Origin of the sequence: Exiguobacterium sp. s145 (genome assembly GCF_018618835.1) — a bacterium.
Taxonomy (GTDB): Bacteria; Bacillota; Bacilli; order Exiguobacteriales; family Exiguobacteriaceae; genus Exiguobacterium_A; species Exiguobacterium_A artemiae.
Map to the genome: position 1 here is coordinate 1 of NZ_JACSMV010000004.1, position 26,266 is coordinate 26,266.

Annotated in this window: 24 protein-coding genes and 1 pseudogene; 6 read left to right on the forward strand and 19 right to left on the reverse strand. The window is 49.4% G+C overall.

Features of this window, described 5'->3' with window-relative positions; all coding sequences use genetic code 11:
- Both KNQ07_RS05810 and KNQ07_RS05815 read left to right on the forward strand, forming a co-directional pair.
- Positions 1-729, forward strand: a pseudogene (locus KNQ07_RS05810) (copper amine oxidase); the annotation flags it as partial.
- Positions 730-815: 86 nt separating this feature from the next.
- Positions 816-1,748 (forward strand): class F sortase, encoded by a 933-nt coding sequence (locus KNQ07_RS05815; protein WP_214765357.1) that lies wholly within the window; start codon positions 816-818, stop codon positions 1,746-1,748.
- Between the two features lie 33 nt (positions 1,749-1,781).
- Here KNQ07_RS05815 and KNQ07_RS05820 read toward each other — a convergent pair whose 3' ends face one another.
- From KNQ07_RS05820 to KNQ07_RS05830, 3 genes are all read right to left on the reverse strand, one after another.
- Positions 1,782-2,378, reverse strand: a complete 597-nt coding sequence (locus KNQ07_RS05820) for a hypothetical protein (protein ID WP_214765359.1) — start codon at positions 2,376-2,378, stop codon at positions 1,782-1,784.
- 133 nt (positions 2,379-2,511) lie between these two features.
- Positions 2,512-2,835 carry a winged helix-turn-helix transcriptional regulator gene (locus KNQ07_RS05825; RefSeq protein WP_214765361.1) on the reverse strand — a complete coding sequence of 108 codons (324 nt, stop codon included), beginning with the start codon at positions 2,833-2,835 and terminating at the stop codon, positions 2,512-2,514.
- A 73-nt stretch (positions 2,836-2,908) separates the two neighbouring features.
- Positions 2,909-4,057, reverse strand: coding sequence for an AI-2E family transporter (locus KNQ07_RS05830; RefSeq protein ID WP_251135998.1), 1,149 nt, complete (start codon positions 4,055-4,057; stop codon positions 2,909-2,911).
- A gap of 289 nt (positions 4,058-4,346) precedes the next feature.
- On the opposite strand from KNQ07_RS05830, the gene KNQ07_RS05835 reads away from it, so the two are divergent.
- Together KNQ07_RS05835 and KNQ07_RS05840 are read left to right on the forward strand one after the other, a co-directional pair.
- The gene (locus KNQ07_RS05835) at positions 4,347-6,890 is read left to right on the forward strand and encodes a HAMP domain-containing sensor histidine kinase (protein WP_012371529.1); all 2,544 of its coding nucleotides are present in this window, start codon (positions 4,347-4,349) and stop codon (positions 6,888-6,890) included.
- 107 nt (positions 6,891-6,997) lie between these two features.
- Complete coding sequence (locus KNQ07_RS05840) at positions 6,998-7,861, forward strand: NAD(P)-dependent oxidoreductase (RefSeq protein WP_214765363.1); 864 nt, start codon at positions 6,998-7,000, stop codon at positions 7,859-7,861.
- Between the two features lie 695 nt (positions 7,862-8,556).
- Here the strand turns inward: KNQ07_RS05840 and KNQ07_RS05845 are convergent.
- Entirely contained in the window at positions 8,557-9,339 is a 783-nt protein-coding gene (locus KNQ07_RS05845) for a flagellar hook-basal body protein (protein ID WP_214765365.1), read from the reverse strand.
- A gap of 15 nt (positions 9,340-9,354) precedes the next feature.
- Positions 9,355-10,143 (reverse strand): flagellar hook-basal body protein, encoded by a 789-nt coding sequence (locus tag KNQ07_RS05850; RefSeq protein ID WP_214765367.1) that lies wholly within the window; start codon positions 10,141-10,143, stop codon positions 9,355-9,357.
- Positions 10,144-10,373: 230 nt separating this feature from the next.
- On the opposite strand from KNQ07_RS05850, the gene KNQ07_RS05855 reads away from it, so the two are divergent.
- Positions 10,374-12,878, forward strand: coding sequence for a sensor domain-containing protein (locus KNQ07_RS05855; protein WP_214765369.1), 2,505 nt, complete (start codon positions 10,374-10,376; stop codon positions 12,876-12,878).
- 53 nt (positions 12,879-12,931) lie between these two features.
- Here the strand turns inward: KNQ07_RS05855 and KNQ07_RS05860 are convergent, their stop codons facing one another.
- Entirely contained in the window at positions 12,932-14,128 is a 1,197-nt protein-coding gene (locus tag KNQ07_RS05860; RefSeq protein ID WP_214765371.1) for a multidrug efflux MFS transporter, read from the reverse strand.
- 179 nt (positions 14,129-14,307) lie between these two features.
- On the opposite strand from KNQ07_RS05860, the gene KNQ07_RS05865 reads away from it, so the two are divergent.
- Positions 14,308-15,177 (forward strand): hypothetical protein, encoded by an 870-nt coding sequence (locus KNQ07_RS05865; protein WP_214765373.1) that lies wholly within the window; start codon positions 14,308-14,310, stop codon positions 15,175-15,177.
- A 324-nt stretch (positions 15,178-15,501) separates the two neighbouring features.
- On the opposite strand, the gene mreB is transcribed toward KNQ07_RS05865, so the two are convergent.
- The 13 genes from mreB to KNQ07_RS05930 form a co-directional block, all read right to left on the reverse strand.
- On the reverse strand, positions 15,502-16,485 hold the full coding sequence (gene mreB, locus KNQ07_RS05870; RefSeq protein WP_214765374.1) for a rod shape-determining protein MreB: 984 nt from the start codon (positions 16,483-16,485) through the stop codon (positions 15,502-15,504).
- 169 nt (positions 16,486-16,654) lie between these two features.
- Positions 16,655-17,959 (reverse strand): UDP-N-acetylglucosamine 1-carboxyvinyltransferase, encoded by a 1,305-nt coding sequence (gene murA / locus KNQ07_RS05875; RefSeq protein ID WP_214765376.1) that lies wholly within the window; start codon positions 17,957-17,959, stop codon positions 16,655-16,657.
- A gap of 235 nt (positions 17,960-18,194) precedes the next feature.
- Positions 18,195-18,428 (reverse strand): DUF1146 family protein, encoded by a 234-nt coding sequence (locus KNQ07_RS05880; protein WP_214765378.1) that lies wholly within the window; start codon positions 18,426-18,428, stop codon positions 18,195-18,197.
- Between the two features lie 320 nt (positions 18,429-18,748).
- On the reverse strand, positions 18,749-19,162 hold the full coding sequence (locus KNQ07_RS05885) for a F0F1 ATP synthase subunit epsilon (RefSeq protein ID WP_012371539.1): 414 nt from the start codon (positions 19,160-19,162) through the stop codon (positions 18,749-18,751).
- 26 nt (positions 19,163-19,188) lie between these two features.
- A complete protein-coding gene (gene atpD / locus KNQ07_RS05890; RefSeq protein ID WP_214765380.1) occupies positions 19,189-20,607 on the reverse strand; it encodes a F0F1 ATP synthase subunit beta in 1,419 nt (472 codons plus the stop codon).
- 35 nt (positions 20,608-20,642) lie between these two features.
- Positions 20,643-21,494 (reverse strand): ATP synthase F1 subunit gamma, encoded by an 852-nt coding sequence (atpG, locus tag KNQ07_RS05895; protein WP_012371541.1) that lies wholly within the window; start codon positions 21,492-21,494, stop codon positions 20,643-20,645.
- A gap of 57 nt (positions 21,495-21,551) precedes the next feature.
- Positions 21,552-23,060 (reverse strand): F0F1 ATP synthase subunit alpha, encoded by a 1,509-nt coding sequence (gene atpA / locus KNQ07_RS05900; protein WP_012371542.1) that lies wholly within the window; start codon positions 23,058-23,060, stop codon positions 21,552-21,554.
- A 19-nt stretch (positions 23,061-23,079) separates the two neighbouring features.
- The gene (locus tag KNQ07_RS05905; protein WP_012371543.1) at positions 23,080-23,613 is read right to left on the reverse strand and encodes a F0F1 ATP synthase subunit delta; all 534 of its coding nucleotides are present in this window, start codon (positions 23,611-23,613) and stop codon (positions 23,080-23,082) included.
- Positions 23,613-24,146 (reverse strand): F0F1 ATP synthase subunit B, encoded by a 534-nt coding sequence (gene atpF, locus KNQ07_RS05910; RefSeq protein ID WP_214765382.1) that lies wholly within the window; start codon positions 24,144-24,146, stop codon positions 23,613-23,615. Before atpF ends, KNQ07_RS05905 begins: the two co-directional genes overlap by 1 nt.
- A 137-nt stretch (positions 24,147-24,283) precedes the next feature.
- A complete protein-coding gene (gene atpE / locus KNQ07_RS05915; RefSeq protein WP_012371545.1) occupies positions 24,284-24,496 on the reverse strand; it encodes a F0F1 ATP synthase subunit C in 213 nt (70 codons plus the stop codon).
- Between the two features lie 75 nt (positions 24,497-24,571).
- Positions 24,572-25,315 carry a F0F1 ATP synthase subunit A gene (gene atpB / locus KNQ07_RS05920; protein WP_012371546.1) on the reverse strand — a complete coding sequence of 248 codons (744 nt, stop codon included), beginning with the start codon at positions 25,313-25,315 and terminating at the stop codon, positions 24,572-24,574.
- 8 nt (positions 25,316-25,323) lie between these two features.
- Positions 25,324-25,710: an ATP synthase subunit I gene (locus KNQ07_RS05925; RefSeq protein WP_012371547.1), complete on the reverse strand. Its 387-nt coding sequence runs from the start codon at positions 25,708-25,710 to the stop codon at positions 25,324-25,326.
- The gene (locus KNQ07_RS05930; RefSeq protein WP_012371548.1) at positions 25,707-25,925 is read right to left on the reverse strand and encodes an AtpZ/AtpI family protein; all 219 of its coding nucleotides are present in this window, start codon (positions 25,923-25,925) and stop codon (positions 25,707-25,709) included. The genes KNQ07_RS05925 and KNQ07_RS05930 overlap by 4 nt, the downstream gene beginning before the upstream one ends.
- Positions 25,926-26,266: the final 341 nt, after the last annotated feature.

A 26,266-nucleotide genomic window follows, 5' to 3' on the forward strand; every position in this document is an offset into this window, starting at 1 on the left:
ACAACACAGATGCCTGAGAAGTTCGACAACACGAAAGCGGACACAAAAGCCGCTGACCTCCGGTCAACACTCAACAGCCTCGCAGCTGAACACGTGGCACTTGCCAACATCAGCATGACAGCAGGCGTCGATCAAGCGAAAGACTATGATGCAGCGAACTGGGCAGAAGACATGCACACAGCTGACTTCAAAGCGGCAATGAAATCCGTTTACGGTCAAGCGGGTGCGGATCAGTTCGAGCAAGTCTGGACAAAAAACCACATCGAAGCGCAAGCGAACCTCGTCACAGCAGCGATCAACGACGACAAGAAATTGATGGGTGACGCGCAAGACATGCTCAAAATGTTCTCGAATGACTTCGGTGCGTTCCTTGGTGCAGCAACGGAAGAAAACCTTCCGACAAAAGCAGCACAAGAAGCGGTCTCTGGTCATGAAACATACGTCCAAGATACGTTCATGCAGTACGTCGAAGGCGACTACAAAGGATCAGCTGACACGTTCCGTGAGTCGTATGCTTACATGTACGGCGTCGGTGAAAACCTCGGTGAAGCGATCGTCAAACAATCACCTGAGAAATTCATGGATGGTACACCAGGTTCAATGCCGAACACAGGTAACGGCGGCATGAGCGACAACAATACAGCAGGTACAACAGGTGCGATCGCGCTCTTCGGTCTTGCACTCGGTGCAGCCGGAATCGTCCTCGCACGCAAACGTCAAAACGCATAAGATTTCGGGTATACTAAAAAGGATAGCGCCTCGGCACTATCCTTTTTCTGTGTAAGAGGCTTTGTCTCGGAAAGGAGTGACGTGTCTTGAAAAAATGGTTATTACCGGTCAGCATCCTGTTGATGCTCGTTTCAATCGGTACGTTAATTTTTCTACTGATCGGAAACACGAAGGAACCGGAAACAAATATTACGCAAGGCGATACAAAAACTGAATCTGCGGCATCTTCCGAGACAAAGGAAGATCCACTCAAACCATCTGAAATCTTTAAAAAAGAATTCAAGAGTCTGTCGACGAACCAGGTCGAATTGCCGAAAACGTTGACAATCGATTCGCTCAAGGTCAAAACGAATATTGAACAAGTCGGTCTCGATAAAAAAGGTGCCATGGGAACGCCGAAAAATGAACAACAAGTCGGGTGGTATAAGTTCGGACCCCGTCCCGGTGACGTCGGAAATGCCGTCATAGACGGTCATACGGACACCAAAACCGGTCCGGCCGTCTTTTACCAGCTGCACGAACTCAAAAAAGGCGATACCATCAAAATCAAGGATGAATCGGGACGTAATCTTGTCTTCCGTGTCAAAAAACTGGTCGAATATGGTCACCTCGATGCACCGCTAGAAAAAATCTTTGGTGCTTCTGATCAGCGAAACCTGAACTTGATCACGTGTATCGGGACGTATGATGAAAATGAAGGCACATACGACAACCGTCTCGTCGTCTTCACGGAACTGGATCAAAAGGCATCTGACCCGGTCAAAACGCCGCCAAAACCAGCGACAAATGTCCGTGTCTCAGGTGGATTCGTGAACTGGTATGCCTCGACTGATGATGAGGTCGTCACGTATAACATCTATCAGGAACAAGACGGAAAACGGAAAAAACTTGGTTCGACGGAATCAATCGAACGAAAAGCCTTCCCGTTACCGCAAGATACAACCGGACGTTTCATCATCACGGCTGTCAACAAAGCCGGAATTGAATCCGAAGAAGCGTTCAGTGCCGTTCAAAAATAATCCGACTGACCGACTCCAATACATAGGAGCCGGTCAGTTTTTTTGTTGATTCAACGAAACACGCAGTTGTTTTTCACCTGATTGTGTTTGGTACAGTAAATCAAGATGTCCTGCCGTCAGTTCTTTCTGCTCTGTTTTGATGAATAAAACGCCTGTCCGTTCTTCTCCTGCCCGGTACGTGCCGACAAGCGGATGTTTCTCATGTAAAACGGCAGTTCTTTTACCATTCGTTTCATACTCTCCGAGTTTGTTCGATATTTCAATCGGATCGTCCGATTGATTTTGAATCGTGACGGTCAAAGCCAGTAACCGATTTGTTCCGGTTCCGACCTGAACCAGTTTTTCTTTTGAGACCAGCACCCGCAACAATGGTGTCGTCCGGACTGTCTCCCGCCGTTGCATCGCTAACGTCTCGACTTCCAGTCCACCGAGTGTATACCGGGTCCCGACCCGGTTTTCCCGATCAAATTGTTTCAATTGACCTTCATCCCATTTTTGCATGATGGGAATCGGATTCGCCTTGACCGGTTCAGAGTCTGCTCCCCACCCGACGACGGGAATAATCCACTTGACGATGACAAAAATGATGCATACCGGTATCAGGACATACAATAGGATTGTTTTTTTCACTCCGATTCCTTCTCTCCCACTCTGACGTCATTACTCTTGCTTTCATTATGTCGTTTTCGATTCAATAATTATACATTTTTTCACAATTATAATAACGAAAAACCCCCGAGCAACTGCTCGAGGGCGGACTTCCTTAATACGTAATATGTTGTTTACTCCAGGCAATCGATTCCTTGAACTGACGAACGAGTTCTTCCGCCGGTCCCGTCAAGGAATACGCGAGTCCGTGGACTTTTTCCGACATCTGCTGTAAGACGAGTCCGTCTTCAATCAGTTCCTGCAACTGCTCAAGGATCTGACCATGTGACTGATCGAGACGCTGTTCAATCTCCCCGATCGTCAACGCTCCATCCCGCAGTATATAGATGACACTCGACTTGAGACTATTTTCGAAATTGTGCTGAAACTTTTGGAGGGCCAATAAATCAGCCTGTTCTTCCACGTGACGTTGATCCATCTGACACATACCCCTTTCGTGACACAATCGACTACGTTCTCAGTATGACGGAATTGCCAGCAAAATTCAAAAGTCAGTCTTTTGTCGTCACGATCGTATTAAACGTCTTCTCGTCTTCTGCGATGACCATCTTCTTTTGCGACCGCAGGTGATACAGACGACGGATGTTCAGGATGACGACCTTCATGACGGCGTAGAACGGAACACCGAGCAGGACACCAAAGAATCCAGCAATGTTTCCGGCAACGAGCAGGACGATGATGATCGTCAACGGGTGGACATCCAGCGTCTTCCCTTGAACGAGCGGCGACATAATGTGCGAATCAATCTGTTGTGCGACCGTCATGACGATGACGGCGTAGACGGCAAGAATCGGATCCTGGATGAATCCGACGATCAGTGCCGGAACAACGCCGATGACCGGTCCAAGGAACGGAATGATGTTCGTCAACGTCGCAAACAAAGCGAGTAACAGCGCGTAATCGATACCGATGATCAAGTAACCGATATAAGCGATGATTCCGACCCCGATACTGACGATGACCTGGCCGCGGATGTAACTCATGATCGTCAAATGGACGTCATGCAAAATCTTTTTTGTTTCTTTATGGTACTCAAACGGCATCATCTTAACGAGATTGCCTTTCAGCTTATCCCCGTCAAGCAACATGTAGATCAACATGATTGGGATGATGACGATTGTCACGACCGTTGTCGTGATGACACTGACGAACCCGCCGACACCGGTTCCGATGTTTTTCAGGAAGGTCGAGGCATACTCCGAAACATTTCCGGAAAACTTATTAAACAGATCATCCTGTCCGCTGAGGAACCGGGAGAAGAAAGCACTGTTTTCAAGTTGATCCCGGACATCAATCAGCTGACGCTGGAACTGGGAAGCGAGTGTCGGAATCGAATTGACGAATTCCGTAATCTGATCCGATAGCATCGGACCGAAGATGAACCCGAGCGCCGTCAAAATACTGACGAGTCCGAGCAAAACGAGAATGACGGCCGGGCGCCGTTTCATCTTCTTCTCGAGCAGCTCGACAATCGGTAGCAGGACATAATACAGAATACCGGCAATTGCGAGCGGCGGAACGACCATCTGCAGTAAAATCGCAATCGGCCGGAACAAGAACGTCACATGATTACCAATCCAGACGATAATCAGCAGCGTCATGATCCACCAGGCACCGCGGTACCATTTGTTTTCGAACATCTTTTGCACCTTGTCACTTCCTTATGATTAAAATGAGGACTTCTCCTTCATTAGATTCCCTTTATCCCGACGCTTCTAATCCTTATTTTCAAAAAATAGTTGAAGAAGCATTCATTCAAAAGTGTTTGTGAAGTTGCTTCCCATTCGTTCCGGTGATAAATCTAGTAATTAAAATATCTTTTTTGCATCTTTGCGTGTTAAAGTTTGATGGATACCTATTTGATTAAGTAATATAAAAATATTGGATTAATTTTTTGAACCTACAAAACAGAATACGGAGGATAAACAAGTGAAATGGATTAATCAAAAAATTGGTCGCCAATTGATGTTTGCCTTTTATATGGTTTTCATCGCGCTCAGTCTGACGTCAGCGATCGTCTATACTTATACGGAACGAAAGATCGACCAGACGAATGCCACGTTCGATGATTTACGGGAACGCCGAACGAATGCCAATACATTAGCCAACGAATGGACACTTGTGCAGAGCAATGTGAAATCGTATGTGCTGTTCGGTACACCAGAAATACTCGATACGATCAAAGCGAATCAGCGGGAAATCAATCGTTTGACGACCTGGTTCGAAAAAAATGCCATTTACGAACAAGGAAAGGAATATGCGGTCGCCACCCGGACACTTTATGATGATTACTTCGGGACCGCCCTTCCATTGTTGACAGAATACGTCGCCGGTAAGACAGACGGATCGATCGACGAAACATTCCTTGATCCGAAAACCCTTGCTTCCTTGTCGAACGGTGAAAATTTATTTAATGAAAACGGCACGTTAAAAGGCTCAAACAGTCAATTGACGACAGATACGGATGCAGCCGGCATCGATACGTTACTCACGGACTACTTGACGTTGATTCAAAACAAAGAGACGGAAGCGAAAACGAACCTGCTCGGTGAGATGCGGGTCGCTCAGTTCATCTGGCTGTCGAATCTCGTCGTCCTGATCATCATCCTGTTACTGCTCGTGCGACCGTTCATCAGCCGGGTGACGAAGCAGGTCAACACGTTATCCCGTGACAGTGCCCTGCTCGCAAGCGGAGAGGACATCAACACGATTCCATTACCAAAACGTCAGGATGAGCTGTATATCTTAACGACATCCTTTAACCGGATGGCGACGTCGATCGCCGACAATAAAGTCCATATGCTGGCGAAAAACGAAGAGTTACAAGCGCAACAGGAAGAGCTTGTCGCCCAGCAGGAAGAGTTGCAGGCACAACAGGAAGAGCTCGAAGAAGCACTCGAAATCACGTTACGCAGCGAACAGCATCTGAAATACCGCAATGAACTGACGGAGACCCTCGCGTCACGCGAGACGTTGACGGCGTATCCGGAAATCATCGAAAAACTTGTCGCCATCACCCACTCAGAAATCGGTGCCCTGCTGTTCCTCGATCAGCATGACGTCCGCTCGACGATTGAGTACGGGATGACGGAAGAGATGGTCGGTCAGCTCGTCAAGGACGATCAATCGTTGTTCCACCGGGCCCGCGTCTTAAAACGACCGGTCCATTCGTCAAAACAAGTTGCTCATGACAGTCCGTTGCCGTATCCGTACTATATGTATGAGGTTGCCGTGCCGATCCTTGATCCGAACGAAGAACAGATCATCGCCTGCGTCTACCTCGTCCGGTACCGGGATGCGTTCACACCGGAACAGATGGGTGACATCCTGTCGTTCTCGCACCAGTTGTCCCTTTCACTGATGCGGATGGGAATTTATGAGAAGATGATGCACGAGAAAAATAAGACCGGCCAACTCCTGAACTCGATCCGGGAAGCCGTCGTCTACATCGAACACGAATCCGACGAACTTCTTGTCAACGAACCGTTGATGAAACTGTTCCCGGAAGTCCAGACGGAATACCAGGACGACAGTAATCTGTCCTCGTTCCGCCAGGCGATGTCGGCACTCTCCGCCATCATCGATGAACCGGAACCGTTCGAGCAGTATATCGAACAAATCGTGGAACAGAATCTGCCGAAAGACAGTCTTCTCGTCTCGATCCGTTCACACAGTGCCTACATCCAGATTTATGCGGAAAAAATCCAGATCAATCAGGTCTGGGTCGGCACGATGCTTGTCTTACGCGACGTCACGAAAGAGACGGAAGCGGACCGGATGAAAGAAGAGTTCGTCTCGACGGTCTCGCATGAACTGCGGACACCGTTGTCCTCGATTTACGGTTTTACGGAACTGATGCTGAACCGGGAAATCGATCCGCCGAAACAACGCAAGTACTTGACGACGATCCACTCGGAAACGGGACGCCTGACGACACTCGTCAATGATTTCCTCGATGTCCAGCGGATGGAATCAAGCGAACAACGTTATCAGATGGCGACGTTTGACCTCGTTCAGCTGGCAGCAGAATTGATCGACTTCCATGATGCTTCCCATACGACACACGAATTGTCGTTTGAAGCTGTCGGACCGATCATGATTGATGCCGATGCGGAAAAAATCAAACAGTTGCTGAACAACCTGCTCAGCAATGCAATCAAATATTCACCGGATGGCGGCAACGTCGCGATTCGTATCGAAAACCACGACGGCTTTGCGGAAATCACGATTCGTGACCAGGGAATCGGGATTCCCCAAGAAGCGATGTCGAAGTTGTTCGATAAGTTTTACCGGGTCGACAATTCGGAGACGCGGAAAATCGGCGGAACCGGACTTGGCCTGTCGATTTGTAAGGAAATCGTCAAGCACCATAACGGGACGATTGATGTCGAGTCGACGATCGGTGCCGGATCAACGTTTACGATCCGCTTCCCGATTGCGGTCATCTCGACCATCCTCACGTATGAAGAATAAACTGACGTGCCTTTGTCATTCGACAAGGGCACGTTTTTTTGTCAGGTTACGGACTACGGCAGGACGGGTATTAGGAGAAGAGCTGAAAAACGAAGGGAGTTTTAGACATGGCATTAGGTTGGATTGGATTAGGTCATATGGGAGTGCCGATGGCGTTACGTCTAAGACGAGCCGGGCATCCGGTCAACGTGTATAACCGGACGGTCGAGAAGACGGAGTCTCTCGTCAAAGAAGGGGCTGTCGCGCTCGAATCGCCCCGCGCCGTCGTCGAACAATCGGACATCATCTTTCTGATGCTCGCGGATGGTCCCGCCATCACGGCGGTCTTCGAACAGGAAAACGGGCTGCTGGCAAGTAAGCTGTCGGGGAAAACCCTCGTCAACTTGAGTACGATTTCACCGGAACAATCAATCGACTTTGCGAAACGGATCGAACAGACCGGCGCAACGTATCTCGAAGCACCTGTCTCCGGATCCGTCGGGGTCGCGGAAGCCGGTCAACTCGTCCTGCTGCTCGGCGGAGACGAACAGACAATTGCCGCCTGTCGTCCCTACTTCGAAATTCTCGGTAAGGAAAGCATTCATTTCGGTGCCCACGGAACAGGGAGTTCGGCCAAACTTGCCATCAACCTCCTGCTCGCACTTGTCGGGGAAGGTGTTGCCGAGACGCTGTTGCTCGGCGAACGGGCCGGACTCGACAAAGAGAAGCTGATTCAGCTGATCGGAGCATCCGGAATGAACACGCCGCTCTTCCAAGGGAAACAGACGATGTACCGGGACGAACAGTTCCCGCCTGCGTTTCCGCTCCGCTTGATGGCAAAGGATCTCGGTTTGATCACGGAAGAAGCGAAACGATTGACGCTCGACCTGCCACTGGCAGCGACAGCACAGACGCAGTATCAGCATGCCTTGGAAAGTGGCCACGGCGACGAAGACATGGCCGCTGTGTATCTATCATTAAAGCAGCGGTAACCCTGGAGCAATCAAAATCAGGCGAGACTATTCCCGGTTCTTACAACGGAAGTAGTCTCGCCTATTCCTGGTGGGGTAAGCCATCACTTTTATACGTTAAATCGACTGACGAAGCAATGTTTGACTCGTCTCACGCATCTAAGAAAGCATGGAATCATCATCAACACATTCATCAAACGATTAACAGACAATAGCGCGTCATGGATGAAAATGGAGCTTTCGTCATATATATATGCGTATACGACTCATCGAAGGTCGATGAAAGATGCGAACGAATGTCTCGGCAGGAATGACTTCGGCGCCGGGGCGTAAATAATTCTTCTCTTCTTGAATCGAAATGCAATAATAACTGTAATGGTTGTTCCGTAAAGATGGTCACTTGACAGTCGATTTCAAGCCGCTGGTAATAATCGAAGACACACTGACGAACGAATAAGGCTCTCTCATGAGTAATCATATGTGCCGCCCTTCCATTCACTTATCCAACTCGAATAGTGAATATTCAAAAAAAACTAGTACATGCATATTCCTATTTAATAACTATTACCCTGTTTGATCTTCTAATATCGAAGATCAAACAACTCGTCCCTTCTTTTGACTCCTGCAGCATACGCCAAAAAGAGCGGACAGCATCCGATTTTCATCGCTTCTGTCCGCTCTTTCTAGAAATCCTGTTCATAGATTACCATTCAACATTATTTCAGTGACGTCACAATACCCATCATCTGGTCCGATGTCGTCAGGGCTTTTGAATTAAACTGGTACGCCCGCTGAATCTGCGTCAGGTTCGTCATCTCCGTCGCCATATCGACATTCGAGGTCTCAAGCGTTCCGACCGTCAACGGATTTCCCGTCGCATTTTGGTATTGTCCTGCCGTCGTATAGAGACCGCCTCCGACATCGGTCAATTCCCCGTGGTTCGGAATATCGGCGACACCGATCCGGGCGAGGACACGTCGTTCCCCGTTCAGGACGCCGGTGATGTTGCCATCTTTGTTCAGTTCGATCGACGTCGCATCGTCCGGGAATGTAATCGGTTCGTTCGCCTGATTGATGACCGATCGTCCGGCATCATCTGTCAACAGGACTTGTCCGTTTGCCTGCGGAGACAATTCAAAATTACCGTCACGTGTAAACTTCGTCACGCCGTCCGCATCAATCACACCAAAGAAATGGTGCGGATTGCTGAGCGCCGCGTCGAGCTTACGTCCGGTATTTTGGAACGTCCCGGTTGCGAAACGCGTTGCTTCATTAGCGACGTATCCGCCGACACCAAGGCGCAGACCAGCAGGTGTCGTCAGCGGTCCCGGCGTCAGTCCCGCCGGTTGATTGTTCAGATTCCGGACGAGCAGTTCATTGAACTGGGAATCCCGCCGTTTGTAGCCGTTCGTATTGGCATTCGCCAAGTTATGTCCGGTCGTATCGAGCTGCTTTTGAAGCTGAGCCATCGTACTGGCCGATGTATAAAGTGATTGCATGAACTTCCTCCTTGATTAACGGACGCGTCCGATTTCCGAGACTGCTTTTTCCGCCGTCCGGTCATAGGCCTGGATGACTTTCTGATTGGCTTCGAACTGGCGGAGACCGGCGTTCATCTCTGTCATCGTCTGTTCAACTTCGACATTTCCGAGTTCGAGTACCCCTTGATCGACCTTGATGGCACCGCCATTTAACGCATCCGGTGACCGGAATAGACCGTTCCCGGTCCGCTCAAGCGTTTCCGGCTGATTCGTGACGACCAGACCGAGGTTGCCGATGGCTTGACCGTTTCCATCCGTGACGGCACCGTCTGCACTGACGGTGAAATCTTCATTCACGACGTTCAGCGGCTGACCGTCGTCACCGAGGACGAGATCATTTTCCGTCGTCCGCAAGAGACCGTCCTGTCCGACGGCGAATTGACCGTTCGTCGTATAGAGTGTCTCTTCTTCGCCGGTCGCGGGATCGGCATGCCGGATCGTAAACAGAGCCGCTCCTTCAAGCGAACTGATTTGAAGATCCGTTGCGTTACCCGTCTCTGTAATCGAGCCGAGAGCGAAGTTCGGTGTCGCCGCCTGCATGAAAACACCGGTCGCGAGTTTCCCGACTGTCCCGCGGGAACGGACACCGGATTGTTCATTGACGCCCGACTGCTGGATCATCATCTCAGGAAAGGTCCGGAGGGACGCCTGATCGGCCCGGAAGCCCGGCGTCCGGGCGTTGGCCAGGTTATTGCTTAACATCTCTTGCTGCCGTTGTAACGCCTGCATCGCACCAGACGCCGTATACATTCCTCGTAACATATGTGTTGGCTCCTCATTGACTTATTGTTCAATTCTGTTCCTTAAGTATATCGGTCAATTTTTTAGAAATTCGATGTTTTTTTCAAAATAAGGGAATGAATCGCGTAGATGAATCGAAAGGCCTACCCCATTCGTTCAAAAACATTTGCTTATTTTTCAACAGACATGATATGTCTAAATCCCATAAATTGTTATAATCAAGTTATAACGACACTAAATGAGGTGAGATCATGCCCTTCTTCAAAAAGAAGAACACAGAATCCTTCATCAACGGCTCCCTGGATTTTAAGCAACTGGTCGATGCAACACACTTTCTCGAAAACCATCCCGATGCGGTCTATACCTTAAATTTAGAAGGACAGATTGTTTCCTACAATCAAAAACTGTCCCTGCTGCTCGGATACGGTGGAAAAAAACTTCAGCACCAGCATTTCAGTGAGTTCATCACACCGGCTGAAGCGAAGCGGATTGCTCCGATTAAACAACGGGCTTTAAGCGGCGAGACCGTCCACTTTACGGCAGAAGTCGCCCATCACGACGGGCATCGCCTGACGATGAATGTCACGAACATTCCGATTTATCAAAATCACGTCATCATCGGTGTCTACGGCATCGCCCGGGACATCACCCAGCATATTCAGCTGCGGCTTCAGCACACCCGGTTGTCAGCAAAAGAACAGCTGACGGCGTCGCTCCCGGGTCTGGCTTTTTTGGAATACGAAACGACACGGGACCGGCTGACTTTATCGGCTCATTTCGCCTCGTTACTGGATATCTCACAGCATCGGCTCGCTTCCCTCGAGTACGATGAGTTTTTACTTGAAATCCATCCCGATGACCGGTCACGCTTTAAACAACAACTGACGCTCCTTCAGCCAGGAGAACCAACTGCCTCCTGTACCTTGCGGATGAATCAAACACGCGACTATACACAAGAGGTGACCTGTCAGGGACTCCGCTCCGAAGACGGTTACGAGGAGCTGTTCAGTTTTCTCTTTCAGGCCGTTACAAAAGCGACGGATGAAACGGATACCAAACGCGTATCAGATCGAACCATCCTTGACCAGGAGGAAGATATCCGGAAACTGTCCTTGTATGATCAAGTGACGGGACTGCCGAACCGAACGTTATTCCTCGAAGAAGTCGAGCACTTGATCCGGACCGACCATCCGTTTACGATTCTAACGCTTGATTTCAATCAGTTGCATCGGATCAATGAACAGATCGGCTACGATATTGGTGATCAATGGTTACGCCAGACGAGCCGCTACTTAACGGAAACATTACCGGACCTCTATTGCGCCCGTCTGACCGGTGATCATTATGCCGCCTTGTCGACACAACCGTTTGATGAAGTCGCCCTCAAAGCGATGTGTCTCGATTTGCTGGCGTTGAACACGACCCGGATTCAAATCGAAGGCTATGAACTGGCGGCCGAGCTCGCGATTGGTCTCAGTCCATTCCAACATGACGAAATGGCGGCTACCGAGCTGTTGCATACTGCCAGCCGGGCCTTGTCCCGTGCCAAACTGAAAGCACAGCCCGCTTACGAATTTTATACGTCCCAGCTTGATCTTGAAATTTACCGCCGTCATCAACTGGAACAGAGTCTGCGGAATGCGATCCAGCAGGATGAGCTGTTTCTCGAATATCAACCAAAAGTCGACATTTGGAGCGGGCAGATTCTGGCATGCGAGGCTTTGATTCGTTGGGATCATCCCGAATGGGGACGGATTCCGCCGCAAGACTTCATTCCGTTGTCAGAGGAAGGTCATTGTTATCTGCCGATCGGTGAATGGGTTCTCGAGACGGTCTGCCGGACGATTCAGTCCCTTTTGCAACAACAAAGTCCAGTCGTCCCGATTTCAATCAATCTGTCTTCGAAGCAGCTGCTGCACCGGGATTTCGTCGACACGGTCCGGACGTGTCTGCACCGCCATCAAGTTCCGGCCCGGTACTTGCAACTCGAGCTTCAGGAAAGTGTGTTGTTGCATGAGAGTGAGTTCGTCAAAGAGACGTTGCAACAGCTTCACCAGTTGGGGATCCAGCTGATTCTCGACGGCTACGGAAGCGGTGTTTCTTCGTTGAGCAGTCTTCAAACATATCCGATCAGCAGTCTGAAACTCGACCGGTCGTTCGTCGCCCGACTTGAAGAAGACGAGCAGCCGGTTCCGCTCATCAAAAGCATCGTCTACCTGGCAAAAGAATTTCAGTTGTCGGTCGTCGCTGAAGGAATCGAGACGCTGCACCAGCTCGATCAATTCCGGGACTTTGAATGCCACGCCGTTCAAGGCTATCTGTTCAGCCGTCCGGTCGGCATCGACACCTTACGTCTGCTGTTGAAACAAGGTGTCCTGCACCCCGTCGAATCAATGAAGAAGTCACCGAAAAAACCGTTGCCGTCTCTGCACGGACTCATCTCGATCACACGGTTAAACGGAAAAGATGTCAACGTTGGGGCTTCACCGATCCTCATCACCCGCAGTACGAACCGTTCCGTTCATTTTTATGCGTCGATCCGCTTACCGGTCGATCATCAAATCGAACTGTCGCTTCAATTGACGGACATCGTCCATCCGAAAACACTGATCGAACCGCTCGCCGTGACCGAACTCGATAACGGGCTGTTCCATTATTCGGCCGACTATAAAGTCCGGGCTCAATCGGGACAAATCATGAAGGCGCTCGAGACATCCGAGCAACTTAGGCTCGATGAATTCTTTATGTTATCCTGACACATCAAAAAGGCGATACCGATGCAGAATCGGAATCGCCTTTTTCGTATGCATCAAGAGTGTTTTTTACTGAGGACTGCCGTTTGCGTCCGTTCGAGCACCGCGTTTGTGATGACAATCAAACCGGTGAACAGGAACAACGCTTCAAAACCGAAGTGACCGGCAATCTGACCACCCGCAAGTGGTCCGAGGAAATTCCCCATGAACTGCGCCGACTGGTTATAACCGAAGATCCGGCCCGATGCATTCGCGGGCGTATGTTTCCGGAGAAGCGCCTGGACTGACGGCATCAGTGCGGCGGTCGCAAAACCGATTCCCATCCGTAAGATGATCAATTGGCTTGTATCCGTCACGAACGCCTGCGGAATCAGGAAGGCGGCGAAAATCAGCAAGGCGAAGAACAAAACGCGTTCCGCCCCGATTTTATCCGATAACCGGCCGAGCCGCTGCGCGGCAATCAAGGCCGCAATCCCTGGAGCTGACGCGACGATACCGGACAGCAAGGCCAATCGTTCCGTACCGGGACTGAGTTCCCGGACGTACAGGGATAAAATCGGACTGATCGATTGTGCCGCAAACTGAATCAGGAACGTCGTCAGGAAGAGACTTAAAATCAGTTCCGGATGACGTAACGATTGGATGATTTCTTTAGCTGACGCCATTTTCTTCGTTTGTAACGGAACAAAGTCCTCTTTGACGAAGAAATACGTGACAAGGAACGTCAGGAAGAGCGGAATGCTCGTAAAGAGAAAAACGGGTCGAAGCCCAATCATATCGGCAAGGAATCCTCCAATCAGAGGTCCAAGTAATCCACCGGCAATCCCACCGGTTGATAATGTACCGAGCGCCCAGCCACTTTTCTCTTTTGGGGTTTGTGAGGCAACCATGGTGATTCCGGCAGAGATAAATCCGGAGACGGCACCCATGACAAGTCGTAAGAAGACGAGCTGATAGACATCCTGTACGAAGCTGATCAGGAACATGACAATCGACATCCCGAGGCTTGCCCGCAGTAACATCAACTTCCGTCCTTTTTTATCAGCCAAGCGTCCCCAAATCGGTGACACGATCGCTGCGACGAGGAAGGTCGCACCAAACGCTACGCCGGACCAGGTCGTAATTTCCTGGCGTCCGTGGACACCAAGTTCTTCAATGAATAAGGGCAAAAACGGTAAAACTAAACTTAACGCGGCAGCCGTCAAAAAACTACCAATCCAAACAACGACTAAATTTCTTTTCCACAATGGCATTGTGGCATCACTTCCTTTTTAATGGTAATTCCGTTTCAATTCAACAACTTCTAATATACACTTCACAAAGTGAAATGTCTAGGATTTGAACTGATTCTCAGGACTCCCGGCCTATTGGCTTATATCCAAGACACGGCGGACGACCGATAATAAGGTAACTCAATAAGGGAGTGAACGATATGAAACGCTTCATCCTCAGTTTGCTTTGTCTTACGATGGCTGCGACGCTTCTACCTGTCAGAACTGAAGCAGCCGTCGCCGTCACGCGTCACACCGTGATGTGGTCCATTCCTGAAGCGAAACAAATTTCAACGAAAGTCACACAGCTGGCAAACAGACAGATGAAACGTGTCTACCTGCATGTCGCTGTTGAGGGTGACCGAACTCTCTACCGCACCTTCGTTGAAAAAGCCCATCTTGCCGGAATCGAAGTCTATTTCTTGTTCGGTCAGCCTGCATGGATTACAAATGAAGGCACGACGAATCGGCCGAACGTCGAAGATCCGCTAGCCTGGATCAATGTCTATCTGCAAGAAACGATGGAACGTCCGGATGCCATCAGCGTCGATCTCGAACCTTACGCCTTACCGGCCTGGGAAACGGATCAAGCGTCTGTCATCGCCTCTTATCAACGCCTGTTGACAGCTTTTCACGATGTCAGCACGTCGCAACGTCTTCCGTTGCAACTGTTTCTGCCGTTTTGGTTCCATACCGTGCCGGATGCTTCCGGACAACCGCTCAGCGAATGGGCGATGGAGTTGGCAGATGAAGTCACCTTGATGAGTTACCGGACCGTCTACAGCGGTGGAAACGGACTTGCTGCGATTACGATGACTGATGCGCTCTACGCCGCCAGTCATCAACATCGTTTGTCGTACGCCCTGGAATTCACGGAACTGCCGGAAACACCAAGCATCACCTTTTACGGAAAGACACGGACTGCGCTCAATCAGCTCGTTAATCAAACGATGAACAGTTCCCTGCCGCCAAGCGCCATCGTCTATCATGATTTTGATGCCTATCAGGATTTCATGCGCAGTACGCAATAATCAAGATATCGCGCACAAGGAAATGCGAATCGTTTTTGAATCAGTATCAAAAGAAACCACCCACTTTTTCTTCGTAAAAAAATAAAAAACCCCATAGAAATGGCCGATAATCCCGTGAAAAGACAGGATGATCGGCCATTTTTGATTGATGGAGGACGGAGACGTTCATCCTCGACTCCTATGGGAAAAGGAAGCGTGATTAACGCTTCCGTCAGGAACAGGTAAGACCCGGCATGACCGCACGGAGTGCGGGATGCCGCGGCTTACCTTCCGCCCATGGAAAGCGAGGATGGCGGAGACGTCCAACACAGGCATTGATGCGGATTATTTTCCTAAATGATCAAGCATGATTCCCGTTCCGCGGGCAACACATAACATTGGATCTTCCGCGATCAAGACCGGAAGTCCCAGTTCTTTTGCCAGCAACTGATCGATGCCGTCAAGTAGTGCTCCGCCGCCTGTCAGGATGATGCCGCGGTCGATGATATCCGCCGCCAGTTCCGGGGGTGTTTTTTCGAGGACGCGTTTTGTCGCTTCAACGATTTCCATTGCCGCTTCCGCCAACGCTTCATGCATTTCCTGTGATGAAATCGTGATGTTGTCCGGGAGTCCTGTCACGAGATTCCGACCCCGAATGTCCATCTCTTCCTGACGCCCCTCATCGGAGAGAGTTGCGACCGTCATCTTGACGTTTTGAGCCGTCCGTTCTCCGATGATGAGTTTATGGTTATCCTTGATCGCACGGATGATATCATGATCAAACCGGTCTCCGGCGACTTTGATCGTTTCACCGCAGACGATATCGCCCATCGACAGGACGGCGACATCCGTTGTTCCGCCACCGATATCAATGACCATGTGACCGGCCGGCATCCAGATGTCCATCCCCGCTCCGACAGCTGCTACTTTTGGTTCGACTTCCAGGAACACGGTTTTTGCACCTGATTTTTCACCAGCTTGACGAATCGCTTTCGCTTCGACCGTCGTGATGCTCGCCGGTGTACAAATCAACATCCGGACGCCGCCGAACATACTTCTCACTTCAATTTTATCGATGAAGTGACGTAACATCGCTTCCGTCATTTCAAAATCAGCGATTACACCATCGCGTAACGGACGAATCGCGACGATGTTTCCCGGTGTCCGGCCGACCATCTGGTGGGCTTCCGTTCCGACCGCATGGATTTTTCCTGTTGCTTTATCAATCGCGACGACCGATGGCTCGTCGAGTACAATCCCCTTACCTTTTACGTGAATGACGACATTCGCCGTCCCCAGGTCAATTCCGATATCCTTTGTCAAAAACATCTCGCGTGATCTCCTTTATCCACTGGCTATTCTTCCAAAATATAGCACGTCGTTTGGACGTCTAACCCATTTATGTATACATACCTTTCAATTCTAGCACAGGGAAACAAAAAGAGACGACTTTCTTTTAAAGAAAGTCGTCAAGAATATAAAGGAATGAAATGATAGCTTAAAGCTTCGTCGCTGCCGTCTCTTCGATGGCAACTGTTTCTTCCGTAACACGCTCGACATCTGCGCCGAGTGCTTGTAATTTGAGGTGGAAATCAACGTATCCGCGGTCGATGTGATGCAGTGCACCAACACGTGTTTCGCCTTCTGCAATCAATCCTGCCGTGACGAGTGCTGCTCCTGAACGAAGGTCTGTTGAAAGAACTTCTGCTCCTTGAAGTTGAACACCGCCCGTGATGATCGATGAACGTCCTTCAATCTTGATGTCAGCGTTCATGCGACGGAATTCTTCGACGTGCATGAAGCGGTTTTCGAAGACCGTTTCCGTGATGACGGATGTGCCTTCTGCTTTTAAGACCAATGCCATCATTTGCGCTTGAACGTCTGTCGGGAAACCAGGGTGTGGCATCGTCTTGACGTCGATCGCAACGAGTTTCTTCGGTCCGATGACACGGAGGCCTTCTTCTGTATCCGAGATTTTAACACCCATCTCTTCCATTTTTGAAATCAATGGACGGAGATGTTCACGCTCGGCACCGATGACTTCCACGTCACCTTCCGTGATTGCCGCTGCAATCATGAATGTACCGGCTTCGATCCGGTCCGGAATGACATAGTGGTTGCCGCCGTGAAGTTTTTCAACACCTTCAACACGAATCGTCTCTGTTCCGGCACCGCGGACTTTAGCGCCCATTGCGTTGAGGAAGTTAGCGAGATCGACGATTTCAGGTTCTTTCGCAACGTTTTCGATGACTGTCGTACCTTCAGCAAGTGTTGCTGCCATCATGATGTTTTCTGTCGCACCGACTGACGGGAAGTCGAGGTAGATTTTCGCACCTTGCAAACGACCGTCGACGTGCGCTTCAACGAATCCGTTACCGATGATTGTTTTCGCACCCATCGCTTCGAATCCTTTTAAGTGAAGATCGATTGGACGTGAACCGATTGCACAGCCGCCCGGCATGGCGACACGCGCACGACCGAGACGTGCAAGAAGTGGTCCCATGACAAGAATCGACGCACGCATCTTGCGGACGTATTCAAGCGGTGCTTCGTCTTTCAATTCTGCTTCGGCATTGACCGAGACCGTGTTTGCTTCTGCATCAAATGTCACTTCTGCGTTCAGGTTCCGTAAGACGTTGTTAATTGTGTATACGTCTGCCAGACGGGGAACGTTTTGAAGGACCGATGTACCTTCTGAAGCAAGCAATGTTGCGACCAATGTTTTCAAGACTGCGTTTTTTGCACCTTCTACTTTTACCGTTCCAGCTAATTTACGTCCGCCACGGACAACGATTTTTTCCATTACTCATACTCCTCTGCTTTCGTTTCTGTTCTATTATGTTCAATTCGCGATTGGTGTGCATCATAGTTGAAAAGCAACGCATGATAGAAGAGAAACACCCTATAGTTGATCTCTCATTCCAAATCCAACACGACTTTTCAGCTTCACAATGGTTACGTTTCTTCATTATAAGAATACTATCCTGTTCCATACTAAATCAGATTGATGATTTAGGGTTTACAACGAAGTTACAAGTTCACCCGACTAAGAACTGGAGACGCTGTGCGAATCCCGAATAGTCGAGCAAAAAGCGGGCGATCAGCGAACCGAGCGCCACGGCAAGCAACACACGCAAGACAACAGCCTGCGGTCCTTTCGGATGCCGCAGGAACTTCTCCCATTTGACCGGAAGGAGTGCCCACCAGGCGAAGACAATCGCCGTTAAATAAACAAGCATACTGATTAGTGCACTTAAACCGATTGACGTCACTGCTACTGCACCTCTTCTGTTAAGGTTTTTCCAACCTTACCATGATTTCATACAATGAATGATTGCGCAAACAAAAAGGCACAAGATAATTTATTTTATCGTATAAAATATATTATGAAAAGATGATTATGGAAAATTCCACATAATAAGATTGAAAAATGTGTGAAGAGGACACATATATTGTACTTTTACTTTTTTTAGGGTTGTTAAACCTGAATCCCCAAATGGATTTGGGAAAACGGTTGTCCTGCAGGAAATCATTGACCTATCCTCAAAAAAAGACCCGGCTTCCATGACGGAAACCGGGTCTTTAACTTGAATCAATCGCGACCGTATTCTTTTAGGTTGAGACGGTTGATTGCGCGTTTCAATGAAAGCTCAGCGCGTTTGAACTCAAGATCTGATAATTTCGTGTCCTGGAGGCGACGTTCTGCCCGGACTTTCGCAGCAGAAGCCCGGTCGTAATCGACCTTGTCTGCAGCTTCAGCCGTTTCAGCAAGAACTGTCACTGTATCCTGGCGCACTTCCATAAAGCCACCGCTGATAGCGATCAACGTGCGTCCGCCATCTTCGTGGCGCAACTTCAAGATGCTGATGTCGAGTGGTGTTACGAGCGGTACGTGGTGAGGGAGAACCCCGATCTCACCAGATATCGTTTTCGCAACGACCATACGGACATCGCCATCATACACTTCGCCATCCGGGGTGACGATATTGACATGAAGTGTGTTCATCTCAAGTCCCCCTTATGCTTTGTCACTTAGACAAGCGTCTTCGCTTTTTCAATCGCATCTTCGATCGGACCGACGAGACGGAATGCTTCTTCCGTCAGATCATCGTGTTTCCCACCGAGGATTTCTTTGAAGCCGCGGATCGTGTCCTTAACCGGGACGTACGATCCTTTTTGTCCTGTGAACTGCTCAGCTACGTGGAAGTTCTGCGACAAGAAGAACTGGATACGACGCGCACGGTGTACAGTCAATTTGTCTTCTTCAGACAACTCGTCCATACCGAGGATCGCGATGATATCTTGAAGTTCTTTGTAACGCTGAAGTGTTTCCTGAACTTGACGTGCTACGCCGTAATGCTCTTCGCCGACGATTTCCGGTGAAAGGGCACGTGATGTAGAAGCAAGTGGATCCACGGCAGGATAGATACCCATCTCAGAGAGACGGCGCTCAAGGTTCGTCGTTGCATCCAAGTGGGCAAACGTCGTTGCAGGAGCCGGGTCAGTATAGTCATCGGCCGGTACATAAACCGCTTGGATCGATGTAACCGAACCTTTGTTTGTTGACGTGATACGCTCTTGAAGCATACCCATCTCTGTAGCAAGTGTCGGCTGGTAACCAACGGCAGACGGCATACGACCGAGAAGGGCCGATACCTCTGAACCTGCTTGTGTGTAACGGAAGATGTTATCAACGAAGAGAAGAACGTCTTGTCCCTGCTCATCACGGAAGTATTCCGCCATTGTCAAACCAGTCAAGGCAACACGAAGACGTGCGCCCGGCGGCTCGTTCATCTGACCGAAGACCATCGCTGTTTGTTTGATAACGCCTGAATCCGTCATCTCGTGGTACAAGTCATTACCTTCACGCGTCCGCTCACCAACACCTGCGAATACCGAGATACCGCTGTGCTCTTGGGCGATGTTGTTGATCAATTCCTGGATGAGGACGGTCTTACCTACACCGGCACCACCGAAGAGACCGATCTTACCACCCTTGATGTAAGGGGCGAGTAAATCAACGACTTTAATTCCTGTTTCGAGGATTTCAACTTTTGTTGAAAGGTTATCAAACGTCGGTGCTTTTTTGTGGATCGGAAGACGTTCCACGCCTGCATCGAGTTCTTTTTCATCAATTGGGTTACCCAGTACGTTGAAGACGCGACCAAGCGTTGCTTCTCCGACAGGTACCGAGATTGGAGCACCAGTGTCCAGTACTTCCACTCCACGGCGTACACCATCCGTAGAATCCATCGCAATGGTACGGACGACGTCGTCACCAAGGTGCAAGGCGACCTCAAGCGTCAAGTCGATAGCCACTTCTTCTACTGTTTGCGGCGTATATTGAATACGAAGCGCGTTGTAGATGTTCGGCAAGTGTCCGTCGAACTTAACGTCGATGACAGGTCCCATGACCGCGACGACGCGGCCTTTTAAACCAAGTTCGTTCATCGTGTTTCCTCCTAGCTATCATTACGCCGAGTGGATTACTGCTGCGCAGCGGCTCCACTGACGATCTCTGTGATTTCTTGCGTGATTGCAGCTTGTCGAGCCCGGTTGTAGACGAGTGTCAATCGACCGATCAAGTCATCTGCGTTATCTGTCGCACTTTGCATTGCTGTCATACGTGACGCATGTTCTGCTACTTTCGCGTCAAGAAGCGCACCGAAAATCAAGCTCTCCGCATAACGCGGAAGGAGTTCAGCCAGGATTTGTTCCTCGCTTGGCTCGTACTCATAAGTCGTCGAAGACGAAGCTTCGATTTCTCCGAGCGGGAGAAGGGTTTCGACTTTCACTTCTTGGCTGATGACAGACATGAAGTGGTTGTAGCACAGCTTGAGTTCGTCGATTTCGCCGAGCGTGAACGCACTCACTGTACGCTTCACGATTTCTGCGACATCGACATACGAAGGAGAATCGTTTAGTCCTGTGATCGCATCCGTGACCGTGATTCCGCGTGAACGGAAGAACTGGACACCGACTTTACCGACCACGAACAAGACGTAACTGTCCGTAGTATGCTTTTCATTGATTTCCCGGTAGACTTCACGCAGCACGTTGGCGTTATATGCACCAGCTAAGCCGCGATCCGATGTGATGACGATATAGCCTGTCTTTTTGACAGGACGTTTTTCGAGCATCGGATGGCTAGCACCTGTCGTGCCATTCGCAATGGTTCCGAGCACTTCCTGCATTTTCAGCATGTAAGGCTGGAACTTCGCGCTATGTGCTTGAGCGCGGTTCAGTTTCGACGCCGAAACCATGTTCATCGCTTTCGTGATCTGTTTCGTACTTTTCGTCGAGTTGATCCGCATTTGTATCTCGCGCAACGATGCCATTTCGATTCACCACCTTGTTAGTATCAAGAGTGTTCCGCCGAGCCTAAGAGAAATCTCTTAGACTGTCGGTTGGAACGTTTTCTTAAATTCTGAGATTGCAGTAACGATTTCTTCGTCAGCTGGAAGGTTACCTGTTTTACGGATCTCGTCGCAAAGTTGTTTGCGGTTTTGATCGAGCCAGAGGTTGAGTTCCTTTTCAAAACGACGAATATCTGAAACGGCAACATCATCAAGGTGACCACGAGTCAAGGCATAGATGATGATGACTTGCTTATCGACAGTCAACGGTTGGTTGAGATCCTGTTTCAGAACCTCTACTGTCCGCTCACCACGGTTAAGCTTCGATTGTGTCGCTTTATCAAGGTCAGATCCGAACTGTGAAAAGGCTTCGAGCTCACGGTAAGAAGCGAGGTCAAGACGGAGCGTACCCGCAACCTTCTTCATCGCTTTCACTTGAGCCGAACCACCTACACGCGATACCGAGAGACCCGGGTTGATCGCTGGACGGACACCTGAGAAGAAGAGATCCGATTGAAGGAAGATTTGACCATCCGTGATCGAGATAACGTTTGTCGGGATGTAAGCCGAGATATCCGACGCTTGTGTCTCGATGAACGGAAGTGCTGTTAAGCTACCTGCGCCAAGTCCGTCGTTCAATTTCGCCGCACGCTCAAGGAGACGTGAGTGAAGGTAGAAGACATCACCCGGGTAGGCTTCGCGGCCTGGTGGACGCTTCAGAAGAAGCGAAAGCTCACGGTATGCCGCTGCTTGTTTCGAAAGATCATCATAGATGACAAGAACGTGCTTGCCGAGATCCATGAAGTGTTCACCCATCGCTACACCAGCGAATGGTGCGAGGTAAAGAAGTGGCGCCGGCTGTGAAGCTGCTGCCGAAACGACGATTGTGTAATCGAGTGCACCGTTTTTACGGAGTGTTTCAACAACACCACGGACTGTTGATTCTTTTTGTCCGATTGCGACGTAGATACAAATCATGTTTTCTTCTTTTTGGTTGATGATCGTATCGATGGCGATCGACGTTTTACCCGTCTGACGGTCACCGATGATCAACTCACGTTGTCCGCGGCCGATTGGAACGAGGGCATCGATTGCCTTGATTCCCGTCTGAAGCGGTTCGTGAACCGATTTACGTGCCATAACACCAGAAGCTTTACGCTCGATTGGGTTATAGTGTTCTGTTTCGATTGGACCCAGACCATCGATTGGCATACCGAGCGGGTTAACGACACGTCCGAGGAGTGCGTCTCCAGTTGGTACTTCCATGATGCGGCCCGTACGGCGAACAGAGTCGCCTTCTTTGATTTCAAGGTAGTCACCGAGAATGATGATACCGACGTTGCCTTCTTCTAAGTTTTGCGCCAAGCCCATTGTGCCGTTAGCGAATTCTACGAGCTCTCCCGACATGACGTTGTCGAGTCCGTGTGCACGAGCGATACCATCACCGATTTGGATGACTGTACCTGTCTCGTTCACTTCCATCGTAGAACCGTACTGCGCGATACGCGCTTTAAGCAGGGCGCTGATTTCTTCAGCTCTAATGCTCATGCGTTTCACCCCTATTTTCTTACGCTTTTAACAGCTCACGCTCAAGTCGCGTTAGTTTCGTTTCGATCGTGCCATCATATGTCGTGTAACCGATTTGAACACGAAGTCCGCCGATTACGTTCGTATCAACAACATTTTCTACTTCAAGCGTTTTACCTGATTTTTGGCCAAACGTTTCCTTCACGTTCGTGAGTTCTTCGTCCGACAGTTTGTATGCACTTGTGACGATTGCTGTCGCAACGTTACGGTGCTCATTCAACAACGCGATGAAATGCTCTGGTAATGACAATACTTCCGATGCCCGGTCGTTTTCGACCATGACGAGGATTGTATTCAAGACAATCGTATTGAAGCCTGTGAAGCTCGTCTGAAGGACTTGCTTCAGCTCTTCTGCAGAAATCGATGGGTTTTCTAACACCGATGCGAGCTCTGGTGTTGCGTGGAGCACTTCGCCGAGCGTTCGCACATCAGCTTCTGCTTGGTCGAGCACATGATGCTCAAGTGCAAGATCGAAGAGCGCTTTTGCGTAGCGTCCCGCTACGTGGTCACGCATTAGTTCGTGCCCTTAGTATCAGCGAGGAATTGATCGACGAGTGCACGTTGTGCCGCTTCGTCTGTCGCCAGCTGTGTTTTCATGACGTGGCGTGCTGCAGCGATTGCTTGAAGAGCAACATCGTTCTTCAAAGCAGCTTGTGCTTCAGCGCGTTCACGTTCGATTGCACGGCGAGCTTCTTCCTTGCTCAATTCTGTTTCGACACGTGCCTGCTCCATCGCACGTGCTTGTTCTGCCTCAGCTTGACGGCGTGATGCTTCTAACAGGTCACGTGCTTCCGTACGTGCCTTGCTCAGTTCTGCTTGTTGTTGTTCTACGTAGACTTCAGCGTCTTTCCGGCTTTTCTCAGCCGAATTGATCTCGCTAGCCACATGCTCTTCCCGCGCTTTCATCATGTTGACGAGCGGGCCCCATGCGAATTTCTTCAAGAGGATGAGGAGCAAGAGGAAAACGACGATCGTGACGATCATATTGGCGAGAAGAAGATGGTTGCTTTCTGCAACTCCTTCAGCCGCACGATACGTGAGATTCATTCGATTACACTCCCCTCGTGGTTGGTCCTACTTCTAGTATCTACATAAGGGAGCCGTAGCCCCCATGACGGTTCACTCTAATGGAACGAATAACGCCCTATGTAGCTCAGTTCTTCGTGCGTAAAATTAAATACGGATTAAGAGTTGAGAAGAAGGAAACCGACCGCTACACCGATGATTGGAAGTGCCTCAACGAGACCGATACCGATGAACATTGTTTGACGAAGTTCGTTTTTGAGTTCTGGCTGACGTGCTTGTCCTAATACTGTACCGTTTACGATAAGACCGTTACCGATACCTGCGCCGAGTGCGCCGAGTCCGATGATGATCGCTGTTGCAATAAGTTCCATTATGAATTGCCTCCCTAGATTGTGTTCGAAATTTGGTCGTGCGATTATCGGAAAAGCAGATGCTTTACCTTCGAATTAATGGTCGTGCGCTGCCTTATGCCCGATGTAAACCATCGTTAAGATAAGGAAGATATACGCTTGGATTGCTCCGATGAAGAGTGAGAATCCTTGCCAGATCAACATTGGGATCGCTGACAGAATAGCACCGACTGGTCCGAGGAATTGGAAATCGTTCGTTCCAGAGACGATACCGATCGAAAGAATGATACCAATCATGATTTCACCCGCGAAGATGTTACCGTAAAGACGAAGACCGAGAGTCAACGTGTTTGCGAATTCCTCGATGATGGTAATAATAAACATCGGCGTCATAAACGTTTTCGCATACGAGCCGAAGCCGCGCATTTTCACACCGTAATAATGGCTCATGACCACTACCATAGATGAAAGTGCAAGTGTCACATACGGATCTGCAGTTGGTGAGTTGAACCAAATGTAGTGACCCGTCACAACGTTAAAGGGAAGACCCATTAAGTTGGACACGATGATGAACAGGAACAGTGTCATTCCGAAAGTTAGGAAGCGACCCCCTGTTTTCCAGTCCATCGTGCTGCTGATGATTCCGCGAACGAACTCGAGGAACATCTCCATCACGTTTTGAGCACCGGTCGGCTTCATCACAAGACGTCGCGTACCGGCCACGGCAATCAGGAAAACGAGAGCAGCTGCAATCAGCACTGTGATCAAGTTTGTCCAGCTACCGTACAGAACGAAGTCGCCCCAGAGTGGGATTTCGTAAAGTGGCATTTCGTGGTTCATTTGATTATTCACCTCTTTTCCCGCTTAAGTTCGTGAGTAAAATACTCACAAAATTGTATGACGTGGCCGGCGAGAAGGCCTATTACCACCGCAGTTAATGACAATTCGGCTTCATACTTCAAGCCGATCATCACACAGAGTACCGCGACCGCCATGCGTGATACGGTCCCTCGAGACATCGGCTTGCGCCCACGCTCGATTACACGATACATTCGATCGACGCTTAATCGTTGCAGCGTCAAGATCATGAAGCTACCTGCCCCACCCAGTGCCAGTCCATAAATCACCGGATCACTCGGATAACCGACAAGTAACAGGACGGCAAGGATTCCATAATAGAGTCCGAACCATCGTAAGTACGCACGATACAACGCATCTTGAAGGATGATATTCATGTCTTGTCTCCTAACAAGTGCCTGATCATTGCGATCATGCAAAGAATTCCGATGAAAATCCCGATGAACACTGCAAACGTCGCACCCATCTTTTGCCACCAATCCTGCTGTTCCCCATAGTTCCCAACAAGAAAGCCGATGACGATCGGTGCGGCTAGTGCCGTCGAAATTTGCGAGGCCATGACCATACTCGTCGCGAGCCCTTTTTGGCGCACTAGAGACGACCCCCTTTTCCCAGTTGTGAGTTCTTTTTCTTTCCCACAATTTGCGGATTTTCATACTAGTCAAGAATACAATGAGAACCATTTCATAGTCAAATGAATTCACAATTAAAATGGAGCCGTAAAACCATTGTATATCAACAATTGATAAGGTTTTCACAGAGGTGTCCCGTGCCACTCTTTTCACGAAGATGTGAAGAAAATATGTAGTATTATCAACGTTTATCGAGATGGTTCACTAGGTGAACAAAATCCTTGAACAGTAACGTTATATCGTGTTCTGAAATGAGAAACAAGTCACCTAAATCTGATTTGTGTCGATTTTGTGAAAAAAC